Below are 13,874 nucleotides of genomic sequence, written 5' to 3' on the forward strand. Positions count from 1 at the left end.
GCTCAGCCGGGAAGGGAGAGCACAGCATGACGGACGGGGGAGCGGGCGACGACTACCGGCTGATCGCCGACGAGTTCGCCGCCGCCATCGCCGACGGACGCCTGCGCGCAGGGGACCGGCTGCCGCCGCAGCGGATCTTCGCGAAGCGGCGCGGCGTCGCCGCCTCGACGGCCGGGCGCGTCTACGCGGAGCTGGTCCGGCGCGGCCTGGTGGTCGGTGAGGTCGGACGCGGCACCTTCGTCCGCGCGGCTCCCGCGGTGCCGGGCGCGGGCCTTCCGCTCGGCGAGCCGTCCCGGGCCCGGATCGACCTGGAGCTCAACTACCCCGTCGTCCCTGGGCAGTCCGTGTTGCTGGCGGAGGGCCTGACCCCGCTGCTCCGCGCCGACGCGCTGGACGCCGCGCTGCGTCCGGCCCGCGCGGCCGGGACGCCCGCCGCGCGGGAGGCCTTCGCCACGCTGCTGGGGACAGGCGCGCGTTGGCGTCCCGATCCGGAGTCGCTGCTCTTCGCGGTCGGCGGGCGGCAGGCGATCTCGGCGGTGCTCTCCGCGCTGGTCGCGCCGGGCCAGCGGCTCGGCGTCGAGGCGCAGACGTATCCGCTGGTCAGGGCCATCGCGCAGCGGCTCGGCATTGTGTTGGTGCCGCTGGCCATGGACGAGCACGGCATCCTGCCGGAGGCGCTGTCCGCCACCCACCGCTCGTCGCCGCTGCGCGCGGTCTACCTGCAGCCGCGCGTGCAGAACCCGCTCGGCGTCACCATGCCGGAGCAGCGACGGGCGTGTCTGGCAGGGGAGTTGGACCGCCTGGACCTGTACGCCGTGGAGGACGGGATCTGGTCCTTCCTCGAGCCCGACGTCCCGCCGCTGGCCGTGCTCGCGCCGGAGCGGGTGGTGCTCGTCGACAGCCTCTCCAAGCGCCTCGCCCCCGGCCTGAGCACCGGTTTCGCCGTCGTGCCGGACGCGTTGCGCCCGTCGGTGGCGACCGCGCTCCGCTCGGGCGGCTGGATGCCGAGCGGCTTCGCCCTGGACGCGGCGGTGCGCTGGATCGGGGACGGCACGCTCGCCCGCATCGCCGACCTCAAGCGGGCGGACGCGACGGCACGCCAGCTGCTGGCGCGCGAGCACCTCGCCGGGCAGACGCTCCGTGCGCACCCGAGCTCGTACTTCTGCTGGTGGGAGCTGCCGTCGCTGTGGCGGGCCGAGACCTTCGTCGCGGCGGCAGCGCGCGAGGGCATCGGCATCACGCCCGCGGCGGCCTACGTCGCGGGCGACCGCGCGGCACCCGCGGCGGTCCGGATCGGCCTCGCGTCGCCGGAGCTGCCGGTGTTGGCGCAAGCCTTGGACACGCTGCTCCGCATCGCCCGCAGCACGCCGGAGGAGTACGCGGACTGACGGACGGGATGGACTCGCGGTCGGACGGGCCGTCAGGCAGGAGCGGGCGCACTCGGCTGGTCGCCTGAGCCGCTGCCCGAGTCGGCCGCGCTTCCCGCGCTCCCGGCCTTGCGCGCGGCGAGGGCGCCTGCGACGGTCGCCGCGCCGATGCAGATCAGCGCGCCGAGCAGCAGGGCGGCGGCCTCGCCGGGCGCGAGCAGGTGGAGCTGCGTGCCGAGCGTCGCCGCCGCGACCGGGACGCCGAGTTGCGCGGAGGCCAGCACGCCGTAGGCCACCGGCTGCCCGGTGAGGCGCATCAGTCCGTGGGCGACCACGGAGGAGACGCCCAGCAGCACGCCGAGCAGGATCGCCGACGGATGGTCGACGAGCTGGCTGAGGTCGAGCGAGGCCCCGAGCCAGACGAAGAAGAGCGGCCCGAGGAAGCCCTCCGAGAGCGCGAACAACTGCTTGGCCAGCCGCCGGGGTTCGCCGGTCCCCGCGACGGCGAGGCCGAAGGAGAACCCGGCCAGCATGATCGACACATGCGTGTGGGTCGCCAGCGCCGCCAGCGCGAACAGGATGGTCAGGCTGATCCGCAGCTCCAGGGCGAACTTGCGGTGCTGGGACAGCCGGTGGATCCGCCGCCGCAGGCCCGAGCGCTCTCCCTGGCGCAGGATCAGGAAGACCACCAGCGCGCAGGCCAGGACCGCCACCGCACCGACCGCCGCGCGTGCGGCGTGCGCGGGGTCCACGGCCAGCGGCAGCGCGACGATGCAGAGCGTGTCGGCGAGCGCGATCTGCGGCAGCAGCTCCAGCGTCTGCGGGCCGCCGAGCCGGAGCGAGTCGATGATCGGTAGGATCAGCGCGGCCGACGACGAGGCGATCAGCACCGCGTACATCGCGGTGTGCCCGGTGTGGAAGCCGCGCGAGAGGGCGAAGGCCGGGCCGACCGCGATCGCGCCGATCGCCGCGGCCCGAAGGAAGCCCTTGCCCAGGCCGCTGCGCAGCGCCTGGTCGCGGACCGGGACGTGCGCCCCGGCCACGAACATGATCAGCGCGAAGCCGATGTCGGCGAGGAAGGCGAAGGTCGGGTTGCTCGCGTCCAGGTAGCCGAGGAACGTCGGCCCCAGCACCACGCCGGCGACCAGTTCGCCCAGCACCACCGGCAACCGCCACTGCGTCGGCAGCGCCAGCAGGGGGCCGAGCAGCGCGACCGCCGAGATCACCGCCAGGGTCGTGAAACTCACGTCGCGTCAGCCTCCGCCGGCGCTTCGCCGGTATCTCCGTCGATATCTCGCAGATATCTCCGCCGATATTGAGTGAGGAGCTTAACCGGGCGGCGCGGCGGCTCGCGTCAGGCGCAGGCGCGGAAGATCGGCAGGTGTCCCTGGTCAGCGGGGTCGGCCAGGCGGACCCGGGTGCCCTCGGGCACGGTGCCGGGCAGCGCGTCGTCCAGGGAGGCCTGGACGGTGAAGCCCTCGTCCATGACGACCAGGCAGTGCGTCTCGTAGAAGCCGAACTGTCGGTGACGCGGCGTCAGCACCCGGTGCACGGTGCCGGTTCCGGCGCTGACGCGCTCGACCAGCTCCGGGCAGCCGCAGATCGGGCAGAGCAGCGCGGCCCGTCCGGTGGCCGAACCGCACCAGGGGCAGCGGTGGTAGCGCAGCTCCGGCTCGTCGCACGGCAGGTCGGCGAGAGGCGCGAGGGACGGCAGGGTCAGGGTTGCGGGCATGAGGGCTCCAGCGAACGGTGAGGGGAGGACGTTCAGCGGCTGATGCCACGCCGACTGTATGGCACTGAGTGCCTCCCGTAAAGGCACTCAGTGCCCTCGCCCGCTTCGCCCGGTTCGTTCCCTTGCTCTCGGGTGCTTCGCTCAACTGCCGCCGAGCGCATCCTCCACGTCGCGGACCACCCGCCACAGCGGCGTGCCCTTGCGGGCCAGCAGCACCACGACCTCCTCGTCCGGGTTTTCGCCCCTGACACCGCCGCCGCTGACGCTCGCCGCACCGCCGGCATCAGCGCTCGCGTCGCGCGGCTCCGCCGTGTCGGAGAAGGCGCGCGCGACGTAGCCGAGCGCCTCGTTCATCGCCGCCTGCACGTCGCCCTCGCCGTCCGCGCGCAGCCACGTGCGCAGGGCGTGGTTGTGCGCGGCGACCACGGCCGCCGCCACCACGTCCGCCCGCAGCGCGCCGTCGGCACGTCCCGCGCCGCGCTCGCGCAGGTGCTCGGCGAGCGCGAGCTCGTAGCGCCAGACGACGGAGAGTTCGTGCGCGCGCAGCCCTGGGACCTCGCGGGTCAGCCGGTAGCGCTGCACCGAGAAGAGCGGGTCGGCCGCGTACATCCGCAGCACCAGCCGGGCCGCCTCGCAGACTTGCTGCACCGGATCGCCGTCGGCGGGGGCGTCGCGCAGGTACTCGGTCATCTCGACCAGGCAGCCCTCGTGGTCGGGGAAGACCACGTCCTCCTTGCTGGGGAAGTAGCGGAAGAACGAGCGTCGGCCGACGCCCGCGAGGGCGACGATGTCGTCGATGGTGGTCTGCTCGAAGCCCCGGTCGAGGAAGAGCTGGAAGGCGGCCTTGACCAGCGAATCCCGCATGGTCGGAGCCGGTTTGGTCGCGTCTGCTCCCGCTGCTGCTGCACCCATGTGCAGAACGTAACACTGGAACCCGGCACTGAGCTCCCCATGGGGGGTACTGAGTGTGCATAATCGAGGGTACTGAGTGCCATCACCTTCTCGGGAGCCACCGTGAGCGCAGACTTCGACCTGTACCAGATCTCCGAAGAGCACCAGATGCTCCGCGAGACGGTCCGGTCCCTGGCCGAGGCCAAGATCGCCCCGTTCGCGGCGGATGTCGACGAGCACGCCCGGTTCCCGCAGGAGGCGCTCGACGCGCTCACCGCCGCCGAGCTGCACGCCGTGCACGTCCCGGAGGAGTTCGGCGGCGTCGGCGCCGACGCGCTGGCCACCGTCCTGGTGATCGAGGAGGTGGCCCGCGTCTGCGTGTCCTCCTCGCTGATCCCGGCCGTCAACAAGCTCGGCTCCCTGCCGGTCGTGCTGTCCGGCTCCGAGGAGCTCAAGCGCAAGTACCTCTCCCCGCTGGCCGCGGGCGAGGGCATGTTCTCCTACTGCCTCTCCGAGCCGGACGCGGGCTCCGACGCCGCGGGCATGAAGACCCGCGCGGTGCGCGACGGCGACTTCTGGGTGCTCAACGGCGTCAAGCGCTGGATCACCAACGCCGGCGTGTCGGAGTACTACACCGTCATGGCCGTCACCGACCCCGAGAAGCGCTCCAAGGGCATCTCCGCCTTCGTGGTCGAGAAGGGCGACGAGGGCGTCTCCTTCGGAGCGCCGGAGAAGAAGCTCGGCATCAAGGGTTCGCCGACCCGCGAGGTCTACTTCGACAACGTCCGCATCCCGGCCGACCGCATGATCGGCGCCGAGGGCACCGGCTTCGCCACCGCGATGAAGACCCTCGACCACACCCGCATCACCATCGCCGCCCAGGCCCTCGGCGTCGCCCAGGGCGCGCTGGACTACGCCAAGGGCTACGTCCAGGAGCGCAAGCAGTTCGGCAAGGCGATCGCCGAGTTCCAGGGCATCCAGTTCATGCTCGCCGACATGGCGATGAAGCTGGAGGCGGCCCGTCAGCTCACGTACGCGGCGGCGGCCAAGTCCCAGCGCGTCGACTCCGACCTGACCTTCTTCGGCGCGGCGGCCAAGTGCTTCGCCTCCGACGTCGCCATGGAGATCACCACCGACGCGGTCCAGCTCCTCGGCGGCTACGGCTACACCCGTGACTACCCGCTGGAGCGCATGATGCGCGACGCGAAGATCACCCAGATCTACGAGGGCACCAACCAGGTCCAGCGCATCGTCATGGCGCGCAACCTGCCGTAACAGCACGTCAGCAGCTATGCGTAGGAGGGCCCTGCCGATCTCTCGGCCGGGCCCTCGGCGTATCAGAATGCTGCGTTGGCACCGCGCCCGCTCGGGCAAGCCAAGGCGCCCCCGCCGCCTGCCACGCAAGGGCGGCCCCAACCGGACCGCCACCCTGCCGTTTCGTCCCGCCGACGGCCCGATCACGGTGCCGACGTGCTACCCGGACGTTTCCCGGCAGCAGTCCCGCGTGATCCAGCGTCAGCGGCACCGCCGCTTGTGCAGCAGGAGCAGCGCGGCGACCGCGTTCGCGGAACGGATCTCGCCCTTCTCGACCATCTCCGGCACCCGAGCCAGCGGAACCCACTCGCGGCGCTCGGATTCGAAGTCGTCCTGCGGGTGACCGACGTACTCCGCGCCCTCGGCCCAGAACACGTGGTGCCGGGCGTCGGTGAGCCCGTTCGACGGCTCGACAGTGAGCAGCGGGTGCAGAGGGCCGATGCGCCAGCCGGTCTCTTCCAGGAGCTCACGCGCGGCGGCCTGCTCGATGGTCTCGCCGTCGTCGACGACACCGGCCGGGAGCTCCCAGCCCCAGGAGTCGGTGATGAACCTGTGCCGCCACAGGAGCAGCACCTCGTCGTCCGCGTTCACCGCGGCGGTCAAGGCGACGGGGCGTAGCCGCATCAGGTAGTGGTCGAGGTGGCGTCCGTCTGGGAGCTCAACGTCAGCAAGGTTGATCTTGAACCACTGGTTCGCGTAAACCGTCTGTTCGCCGAGGTTCTTCCACACCGACACGCCCGTGCTCCCGCCCTTGCCACCCGGTTCTGGTGGCCCCGACGCTACCGCAGCCGCCTGCGGCTACATGGGTACGGACAGGGAAGCGTCGATTTGCTCGACGACATCTGTCGCCGCCCTGCCGCCGTTGCGGACCAGCTTGAGGCGCAGCGCGAGGAACGGGTCCCGGAGCCGCTGCGACTCCATGCCCGCCGCGGCGTCCAGGGCCTCGACGGCGTGTGCCGCAGCCTGCTCGGCGTCACCTCGGCCGAGGTCCACCGTGGTCAGGGTCGCGAGGCGGTGCACGCGCCCGCGGGCGTGCGCCTGGGTGCGGACGGCCTCAGCGGCGTAGGTGTGCGCGGGACTCCAGTCCTCCATGCTGATGAGTGCCTCCGCGAACTGCGCCTCGACCAATCCCGGCTGCACGTACCCCGTCTCCGGTGGCTCCTCACGCGTGCCGATACGGGCGGCGGCCTGCTCGGCGCGTTCCATGGCCCGGCGAGCGCTGCCGATGTCGCCCATCCGGGCGAACGCCTTCGCCTGCATGGCGTGTAGGTCCGTCGCCAGCGCCGGGCTGATGTGGGCCCCCGCCGTGCGCAGGCCTGCCTCGGCGAACGCGACAGCCTGGCGGTAGTCCTTGAGAAAGACAGCCTGGTTGACGAGCAGCGCGATGACGTAGCCGCCGAACGCCCGGTCCCCGGAGGCCTTCGCGAGGCGTAGCGCGTGATGGAAGTAGCGTTGCGCCAGGCCCTGGGCGTCACTGTCGTAGGCGCAGATCCCGGCGATCGCGGCTAACCCGCCGGACGCGCGGTAGAGCTCCCGGCCGACCTGGTCGCTGTAGCAGCCACGCAGCAGCGGTGCAGTGTGCCCGGTCAGGAACCCGACGACACGACCCTTGGTCGCGACCCCGCCGGCGGACCGATACATGTGCTCGTACCGGGTGCGGGCGGCTCGCAGCATGTCCACGTCCGTCGTGTTGGCCATGGGTGGCGGGCCTGGGCTGGCAATCTCGCCTTTCCAAGGCCTTGTACGCTGTCGCCTCATCCTCGACCGAGAGCGACCAGCAGGAGGGCAGCATGCCGAACGCCCTGAGCCAGCTCGCGAAGCTGTTTCCGCCCCCTGCTGTGCCGGTGGCTTCCCCTCCGTGGGAGCGGTCCCGGGCAGAGATCGGCATGGACTTTCCGTCGGACTACCGGGCCTTCGTCGACCTCTACGGTGCGGGCGGGTTCGGCACGCCTGATTCTCTGGCCTGCCACGTGCACGCACCCACCTCATGTCTGCTTCCGGGACGGCACGAGACCGGCTTCAAGGGCTACGTCGAGTGGCATGCCTCGGAAATGGACGACCTCTTCGGCTCGGAGCTGGACGAGGAAGACGACACCAAGCCGGCGTACCGGATGTTCCCGGAACGCGAAGGCCTGCTGATCTGGGGCGAGAACGAGCAGGGCGACCTGTACTTCTGGCTCACTTCGGATGGCGATCCCGATCGGTGGCCGGTGGTGATGTGGGCGCGTGGGCTCGTGACTACCTATCGGTTCGAGATGGGTATGGTCGACGTTCTGCTCGGGAGCGCACGAGGCGAGATCCCGAACGTTCGGGCGATGCGCTCCCCACAGCGCCGTTGGACGATGAAGTCCGACTGGCGTCACGACCGACTGAGCATCTCCGCAGGCCCGGCGTCCGGCTAGGCGATTGCGGCGCTCGGGGCACCGAGGCCACCCCCGCGGGACGCGCTCCACGCCGCAACTGGCCTGCTGGATGAACTCAAAGCGGTTGCCGTGCCGATTCTCTTGCACGGTGAAGACGCCAGCGCCTGGCCGATCCTGCGACTTGCAGCCTCCCGCCGCCTGGATGCCCGTATCGGCTTGGAAGATGTCCTCCATCTCCCCGACGGCACCTCCGCCTCAGGCAACGCCGCCCTCATCCGCGCAGCACGCCAGATCATCCAGCACACACCGCAGTTGGATGAATCAAGCTGATTAGGCAGGCCGGGGCTTGTAGAAGGTGCCGTCGCGGACCCAAGAGCCAGCCAAAGTAGCCCGGGACTTGGACGCTGGTGGGGGACGGCCACGACGAGGAGGACTGGGTCTTTCGCCGGCGGGTCGAAGCAACAGACGACCGCGAGAGGCATTTCTGCTGGTCAGGGCCTTGGCTTGGGCCAAAAGCCCGGGCCGAGGAACCCCACCTCGAAGACCACCCAGATCTACGAGGGCACCAACCAGGTCCAGCCCATCGTCATGGCGCGCAACCTGCCGTAGGGATAAAAGAGCAGGTCAGTGGCCTGATTGCGTCAGTCGAACAGGCGCCCTTCCGAGCCCGGAAGGGCGCCTGCTCAGTCGCTACCACGCCGAGAACCTTGCCCGGGCCAGATGTCGGGGTGGTCGTCCCAATGGACCTCGGCCGGGTTCTGGGGATCGACGTCGGGGCGCTCCTGGGTCACGTGGCGGACGAACTCGGCCTGGGTGGCGCACGGGTAGGGCTGGCCGACGGAGCCGTTCGCGCGCATGACGCGGACGTACCGATACCGCAGGTTCGGGATCAGGGCGGAGACCTGGACGGGGCAGTCGGGGTTGGGCCAGGTGGTGTGCTCGGTATGGGACCTGGTGCGGACCCGACGGGTCGGCGGCGGCGGGAGGGGAAGGTCGCCGAGGCCGGGCGGCAACAGGGCGGGTGCCTGCTCGGCGGGGGGATCGGGCCAGGTCACGTCGAGCACGGTGGCGCTGCCGACGGCTCGTTCCCCGTCGCGCATGGTGATCACATCGCCCGGCATCAGGTTGTGCCAGTCCGCTTCGTCCAGGGGGAGCAGCCGTCCGAAGGCTCGGCCACCGCTGCGAAGGGGCTCGTCGCCCTCCTCCAGCCACAGCGCCGCCACGCGCACCGCGCGGTAGCTGCTGACGGCCTGCTCGCCCAGGTCCCACTGGGGTTGCAGCCCTCGTCCCGGTGGGATCGGCGCGATGCCGGCGTCCGTGACGAGGGTGAGCTCGATGCGCAGTTGCCCGCGAAGCGCCTCGGTGGTGCGCCAGCGGTACCACTCGGCGTCGGGTTCGCCGGGCAGTTGTTCGGCGGCGTCGGTGAGGAACTCCCAGAAGCGCGACGGTGCGGGGTACTGGTCCGCGGCTTCGGCGAGGGCACTCAGGGCGGCAGCGTGGTCGCCCTTGGCGACGAGGGCACGGGCGACTTCGGCTCGGCCGCTCGGCAGTAGCTCTGCGGCGGATTCGAGGACGTCTTCGATGTGCACGTCCGGCCCCTGTTCGGTTCGGCTGTGGTCAGGATCGGTCGTGGCCGGTGCAGGGACGTGGCCGGAGGGTTCCTGCGGCGGCGGGCCCGGCTTCGCGGTCACGGCTCAACCGTAGCGACTCAGGCACCACCTCCATGACCACCCGGATCTGATTGCGTTCGTCGCGAGGGCCCCCTTCCGCTCCGGAAGGGGGCCCTCGCGCGTTGCTGCGGGACGGCTGCGCGGGGGCGCACGTCAGGAGTCGGGCTGCAGCGAAGGCACGTCTCCGAGCCTGCGCAGAAGCAGTACGAGGCGGCGCATGTCGTCCGGGCCGAAGAGTTGCTCAAGGTCTTCGATGAGCCGGGCCATCTTGGGGGTGGCCTCGTTCAGGCGTGCCCGCCCGGCGTCCGTCAGCGTGACGATACGGCGGCGGCGGTTGGTCGGCTCGACGGCCTTGCTGACGAGTTTCTGGGTCTCCAGCCGGTCGAGCAGGGTGCTCAGGGTCGAGCGGTCCATGGCGGCGAGGGCGCCGAGAGCGGACTGGTCGAGCGAGCCGTGCTCGTCGAGCAGGGCCAGCACCGCGTACTGGGGCGTGGTCAGTTCCTGGAAGTGCTGCTGCCACATCGTGGTCCACGCCTGCATGCCGCGCCGCAGCTGGTGCGGCAGGGCGTCCTCCACCTTCATCTCGTTCTTCGTCCCGTCCGGGGTTGTCTCCGTAGCCATGAACCGATTATATTCAGTACACAGACGCTCAGTCCACTGAAGGTTGTAGAAGGAGACTAATATGCGGCTCATCGTCGGGATGACCGGGGCGACGGGGGCCGTGCTGGGTGTGCGGCTCCTGGAGGAGTTGCGCGACCAGGACCATGTGGAGACCCACCTGGTGCTGTCCCGTTGGGCACGGGCCACCATCGAGCTGGAGACGGGTCTGAGCACCCGTGACGTGGCCGAACTGGCCGACGTCGTGCACACCCCGGACGACCAGGGGGCGTCCATCTCGTCCGGCTCGTTCCGCACGGACGGGATGGTGATCATCCCGTGCAGCATGAAGACGCTCGCCGGGATCCGCACCGGGTACGCGGACGGCCTGGTCGCCCGCGCCGCGGACGTCACGCTCAAGGAACGCCGCAAGCTCGTCCTCGTGCCCCGCGAGACCCCTCTCAGCGAGATCCACCTGGACAACATGCTCGCGCTCGCCCGCATGGGCGCCTCGATCGTGCCGCCCATGCCCGCCTTCTACAACCACCCCGCGACAGTCGACGACATCGTCGACCACATCGTGGCGCGCGTCCTGGACCAGTTCGACATCAAGGCTTCCCGAGCCCGGCGTTGGGAGGGCATGCGCTCCGCAGCCACCCACCGGCCCACGGCGCAGGGAAGGAACGTCAGAGAGGAAGTTTCACGGTGAACCGCCACAAGGATCTCCGCGAGTACATCGCGGCACTCGAAGCCATCGGCGACCTCACGCGCGTGCGGCGCGAGGTCAGTTGGGACCTGGAGGCCGCCGCCATCACCCGCCTGGGGTGCGAGCGCACCGCCCCCGCCTCGTTGTTCGAGAACGTCGCCGGCGTCGAGCCGGGCTTCCGCCTGTTGGGCGGGCCCGCGGCGCTCAGCTCCGTCCCCGGAAAGCCGCTGGCGCGCGTCGCCCTGTCCCTGGGCCTGTCCCCGGACCTGACCCCCGCTCAGCTGGTGGACCACCTCGTCGAGACCCGCGACCTGCCGCCGGTGCCGCCGAAGCTGGTCTCGCGGGACGAGGCCCCGTGCAAGCAGAACGTCCTGACCGGTGACGACGCCACGCTGGACCGCTTCCCCGTGCCGCGCGTGCACGAGCAGGACGGCGGCCGCTACGCCAACACCTGGGGCGTCCTGGTCGCCCGTACTCCCGACGGCGGGTGGACCAACTGGTCCATCGCCCGGGTCATGATGATCGACGGCAAGCACATGACCGGCATGGTCACGCTGCCCCAGCACATCGCCCTCGTCTGGCAGGAATGGGTCAAGATCGGCAAGCCCATGCCGTACGCGCTCGTCCAGGGCGGCGACCCGGCGATCCCCGTCGTGGGCGGCATCTCGATCCCGGAGGGCATGGACGATGCCGGCTACATCGGCGCGCTGTACGGCGAGCCCCTCGAAGTCGTCACGTGCGAGCTGTCCGACCTCAAGGTCCCCGCGAGCGCGGAGATCGTGATCGAGGGTCACCTGTCCGTCGAACGTACCGCCGTCGAGGGCCCCTTCGGGGAGTTCGCCGGCTACATCCCCCTGGAGACGGCTCTCCAGCCCGTCTACACCGTGGAGTGCATCACCCACCGCGACGACCCGATCTGGCCGATCGTCCCCGAGGGCCGCCCGGTGGACGAGTACCACACCGTCACCGGCACCGGCATCGCCGCCGAGGTCCTCCACGACCTGCGCGCCGCCGGCCTCCCGATCACCACCGCCTGGTCCCCGCTGCGCGCGGCGACCCACTGGCTCGTCGTCACCGTCCCCGAGAACTGGCGAGAGCTGCTCCCCGGCGTCGACTCCCAGGAGTTCACCCACCGGATCGGGAAGGTCGTCAACGAGGAGGCGCGCACCGGAAGGCTCAACTCGCGGATCTTCGTCTTCGACGACGACATCGACCCGGCCGACGACGCCGACCTGCTGTGGGCCCTGGCCACCCGCATCCACCCCACCCAGCGGGCCGAGACCTGGAACGGCTTCGTCTTTCCGCTGCTGCACTGCTACCTCGACAGCGAACGGGAGGCCGCGACCGGCCCCGTCGTCGTCCACGACGGGCTCGAACCCGCCCGCGGACAGGGACGCATGCCGCAGAGCTCGTTCGCCGAGGCGTACCCCGCCCACATCCGCCAGCGTGTCCTCGACCACTGGGACACCAACGAGTAGCACCCACACCCGCACAAGCCCCGCCCCGCCTCGCACCACCGGTGGCCGTCCCGGTCGAGAACGTTCGCGGGAACGGCCCTGGAAGTACGTCATTTGACGCAATCGACGGCGAGGTCCCGCTGTCTACCGTGGCACTGACTCCCACTCAGATGGAGGAAGTGCTGTGAGCGCAGGTCAGGAAGCCAGGAACGTCGTGCTGGTGCACGGCGGGTTCGTGGACGGGTCGGGCTGGCAGGGCGTCTACGACGCGCTGGCCGAGCAGGGGTACCGGGTGGCGGTGGTGCAGAACGCGACGGTCTCGCTGGCCGGGGACGTCGCCGCCACCCATCAGGTGCTGGACGGTCTGGACGGGCCCGCCGTGCTGGTCGGCCACTCCTACGGCGGGGCCGTCATCTCCGAGGCCGGCAACCACCCCAACGTGGCCGCCCTCGCCTACATCACCGCGTTCGCGCCCGACAAGGGCGAGTCGGTGAACACGCTGATCGCCGACCCCGCGCCAGGCGCGCCGGTGCCGCCCATCCTGCCGCCGCAGGACGGCTTCCTCTTCCTGGACCGGGAGAAGTTCGCCGCCTCTTTCGCCGCCGACGTCCCCGAGAGGCTGGCCGCGTTCATGGCCGACTCCCAAGTGCCGTGGGGCCTGGAGGCACTGGGTGGCGTGGTCTCCGAGCCGGCTTGGCGGACCAAGCCGTCCTGGTACCTGGTCGCCGCCGACGACCGCATGATCCCGCCGCCCGCGCAGCGCGCCATGGCCGAGCGTGCCGGCTCCACCGTCAGCGAGGCCCCCGGCAGCCACGCGATCTACGTCTCCGACCCGGCGACCGTGGCCGCGGTCATCGTCCGTGCTGCGGGAGGCAAGTGATGGCCGACGACCTCACCCGCCGCAGAGTGCTCGCCACCGGCGCGGCGCTGGCCGGATCGGCCGCCGTGATCGGGCAGTTCGCCGCTGCTTCTGCGGCTTCTGCCGCCTCCGCCACCTCCGCCGCCGAGGCACCCCGCAGTGGTGGCGGCAGCCCCGCCGCGAAGCCGACCGTCGTGCTGGTGCACGGCGGCTACGCCGATTCGTCCTGCTGGAACGCCACCATCCAGGAGTTGCAGGACCAGGGCTACACCACGGTCTGCGGGTCGAATCCGCTGCGGGGTATCCCGACCGACGCCCCGTACATCGGGAGTCTGCTCGACTCGATCAGCGGGCCGGTCGTGCTGGTCGCACACTCCATGGGCGGCACGGTCATCACGAACGCCGCCGCAGGGAAGGCCAACGTGAAGGCGTTGGTCTACATCGCCGCGTTCGTGCCCGACGTGGGCGAGACGCAGGGGGAGCTCATCACCAAGTTCCCCGGCAGCGAGGTCGAGCCGGTCAGCGTGCCGGTCCCGTACACGAAGGCCGACGGCACGACCGGAACCGATCTGTACCTGAGCAAGGACGGCCAGGCGGCCTTCGCGGCCGACCTCACGACCGCTGCCTTCCGGGTCCTGCAGGCCACGCAGCGGCCGTTCGACGCCGACTCGTTCGTCTACCCGACCACGGCGGCAGCCTGGAAGACGATCCCGTCGTGGGGGCTGGTCGCCGGACAGGACAAGGCGATCCCGCCGGCGTGCGAGCGCTGGATGTACAGCCGCGCGAACGCGCGCAAGGTCGTCGAGGTGCCGCTCTCGTCCCACGTCGCGATGATCAGCCACCCGAGGATCGTCGCCGATCTCATCGTGGAGGCCGCCGAGGCGATCAGCTGAACGGACCTAATCCAGGCCGGGAGTT

14 protein-coding genes and 1 pseudogene are annotated in these 13,874 nt (G+C 70.9%); 8 read left to right on the plus strand and 7 right to left on the minus strand.

From position 1 onward, the window contains the following. The first annotated feature begins 26 nt into the window (after positions 1 to 26). The gene (locus I2501_RS35950) at positions 27 to 1,388 is read left to right on the plus strand and encodes an aminotransferase-like domain-containing protein (protein ID WP_196194086.1); all 1,362 of its coding nucleotides are present in this window, start codon (positions 27 to 29) and stop codon (positions 1,386 to 1,388) included. Between the two features lie 32 nt (positions 1,389 to 1,420). Here the strand turns inward: I2501_RS35950 and I2501_RS35955 are convergent, their stop codons facing one another. The 3 genes from I2501_RS35955 to I2501_RS35965 all read right to left on the minus strand — a co-directional run bounded on the left by I2501_RS35955 (position 1,421) and on the right by I2501_RS35965 (position 4,011). After that, positions 1,421 to 2,614 carry a cation:proton antiporter gene (locus I2501_RS35955; RefSeq protein WP_196194087.1) on the minus strand — a complete coding sequence of 398 codons (1,194 nt, stop codon included), beginning with the start codon at positions 2,612 to 2,614 and terminating at the stop codon, positions 1,421 to 1,423. A gap of 107 nt (positions 2,615 to 2,721) precedes the next feature. Continuing rightward, entirely contained in the window at positions 2,722 to 3,099 is a 378-nt protein-coding gene (locus I2501_RS35960; protein ID WP_196194088.1) for a Zn-ribbon domain-containing OB-fold protein, read from the minus strand. A gap of 141 nt (positions 3,100 to 3,240) precedes the next feature. Next, positions 3,241 to 4,011, minus strand: a complete 771-nt coding sequence (locus tag I2501_RS35965) for a TetR family transcriptional regulator (RefSeq protein ID WP_236046172.1) — start codon at positions 4,009 to 4,011, stop codon at positions 3,241 to 3,243. 102 nt (positions 4,012 to 4,113) lie between these two features. Here I2501_RS35965 and I2501_RS35970 point away from each other — a divergent pair, with 102 nt between their 5' ends. Next, positions 4,114 to 5,265, plus strand: coding sequence for an acyl-CoA dehydrogenase family protein (locus tag I2501_RS35970; RefSeq protein WP_328806346.1), 1,152 nt, complete (start codon positions 4,114 to 4,116; stop codon positions 5,263 to 5,265). Between the two features lie 240 nt (positions 5,266 to 5,505). Here the strand turns inward: I2501_RS35970 and I2501_RS35975 are convergent, their stop codons facing one another. Together I2501_RS35975 and I2501_RS35980 are read right to left on the minus strand one after the other, a co-directional pair. After that, positions 5,506 to 6,039: an NUDIX hydrolase gene (locus I2501_RS35975; protein WP_408022728.1), complete on the minus strand. Its 534-nt coding sequence runs from the start codon at positions 6,037 to 6,039 to the stop codon at positions 5,506 to 5,508. A gap of 63 nt (positions 6,040 to 6,102) precedes the next feature. Then, a pseudogene (locus tag I2501_RS35980) lies at positions 6,103 to 7,020 on the minus strand (transcriptional regulator); the annotation flags it as partial. A 74-nt stretch (positions 7,021 to 7,094) separates the two neighbouring features. On the opposite strand from I2501_RS35980, the gene I2501_RS35985 reads away from it, so the two are divergent. Next, the gene (locus tag I2501_RS35985; protein WP_196194090.1) at positions 7,095 to 7,706 is read left to right on the plus strand and encodes an SMI1/KNR4 family protein; all 612 of its coding nucleotides are present in this window, start codon (positions 7,095 to 7,097) and stop codon (positions 7,704 to 7,706) included. Between the two features lie 90 nt (positions 7,707 to 7,796). Then, positions 7,797 to 7,997, plus strand: a complete 201-nt coding sequence (locus I2501_RS35990) for a 3-keto-5-aminohexanoate cleavage protein (protein ID WP_408022729.1) — start codon at positions 7,797 to 7,799, stop codon at positions 7,995 to 7,997. Positions 7,998 to 8,350: 353 nt separating this feature from the next. Here I2501_RS35990 and I2501_RS35995 read toward each other — a convergent pair whose 3' ends face one another. Together I2501_RS35995 and I2501_RS36000 are read right to left on the minus strand one after the other, a co-directional pair. Continuing rightward, a complete protein-coding gene (locus I2501_RS35995; protein ID WP_196194091.1) occupies positions 8,351 to 9,358 on the minus strand; it encodes a hypothetical protein in 1,008 nt (335 codons plus the stop codon). A gap of 132 nt (positions 9,359 to 9,490) precedes the next feature. Further along, positions 9,491 to 9,958, minus strand: coding sequence for a MarR family transcriptional regulator (locus tag I2501_RS36000; protein WP_196194092.1), 468 nt, complete (start codon positions 9,956 to 9,958; stop codon positions 9,491 to 9,493). A gap of 61 nt (positions 9,959 to 10,019) precedes the next feature. Here I2501_RS36000 and I2501_RS36005 point away from each other — a divergent pair, with 61 nt between their 5' ends. The 4 genes from I2501_RS36005 to I2501_RS36020 all read left to right on the plus strand — a co-directional run bounded on the left by I2501_RS36005 (position 10,020) and on the right by I2501_RS36020 (position 13,849). Beyond that, entirely contained in the window at positions 10,020 to 10,643 is a 624-nt protein-coding gene (locus tag I2501_RS36005) for a non-oxidative hydroxyarylic acid decarboxylases subunit B (protein ID WP_196194093.1), read from the plus strand. Next, positions 10,640 to 12,118, plus strand: a complete 1,479-nt coding sequence (locus tag I2501_RS36010) for a UbiD family decarboxylase (protein WP_196194094.1) — start codon at positions 10,640 to 10,642, stop codon at positions 12,116 to 12,118. The genes I2501_RS36005 and I2501_RS36010 overlap by 4 nt, the downstream gene beginning before the upstream one ends. Before the next feature lie 163 nt (positions 12,119 to 12,281). Next, on the plus strand, positions 12,282 to 12,977 hold the full coding sequence (locus tag I2501_RS36015; RefSeq protein ID WP_328806347.1) for an alpha/beta fold hydrolase: 696 nt from the start codon (positions 12,282 to 12,284) through the stop codon (positions 12,975 to 12,977). Continuing rightward, positions 12,977 to 13,849 (plus strand): alpha/beta fold hydrolase, encoded by an 873-nt coding sequence (locus I2501_RS36020; protein WP_196194095.1) that lies wholly within the window; start codon positions 12,977 to 12,979, stop codon positions 13,847 to 13,849. The genes I2501_RS36015 and I2501_RS36020 overlap by 1 nt, the downstream gene beginning before the upstream one ends. Positions 13,850 to 13,874: the final 25 nt, after the last annotated feature.

It is taken from the genome of Streptacidiphilus fuscans (assembly GCF_015690355.1).
In the GTDB taxonomy this organism is placed as follows: Bacteria; Actinomycetota; Actinomycetes; order Streptomycetales; family Streptomycetaceae; genus Streptacidiphilus; species Streptacidiphilus fuscans.

What these genes read in the sequence shown, in the direction of transcription:
- I2501_RS35950 (WP_196194086.1), top strand. Translation starts at nt 27, where the DNA reads ATGACGGACGGGGGAGCGGGCGACGACTACCGGCTGATCGCCGACGAG.
- I2501_RS35960 (WP_196194088.1), bottom strand. Translation starts at nt 3,099, where the DNA reads ATGCCCGCAACCCTGACCCTGCCGTCCCTCGCGCCTCTCGCCGACCTG.
- I2501_RS35965 (WP_236046172.1), bottom strand. Translation starts at nt 4,011, where the DNA reads ATGGGTGCAGCAGCAGCGGGAGCAGACGCGACCAAACCGGCTCCGACC.
- I2501_RS35985 (WP_196194090.1), top strand. Translation starts at nt 7,095, where the DNA reads ATGCCGAACGCCCTGAGCCAGCTCGCGAAGCTGTTTCCGCCCCCTGCT.
- I2501_RS36000 (WP_196194092.1), bottom strand. Translation starts at nt 9,958, where the DNA reads ATGGCTACGGAGACAACCCCGGACGGGACGAAGAACGAGATGAAGGTG.
- I2501_RS36005 (WP_196194093.1), top strand. Translation starts at nt 10,020, where the DNA reads ATGCGGCTCATCGTCGGGATGACCGGGGCGACGGGGGCCGTGCTGGGT.
- I2501_RS36020 (WP_196194095.1), top strand. Translation starts at nt 12,977, where the DNA reads ATGGCCGACGACCTCACCCGCCGCAGAGTGCTCGCCACCGGCGCGGCG.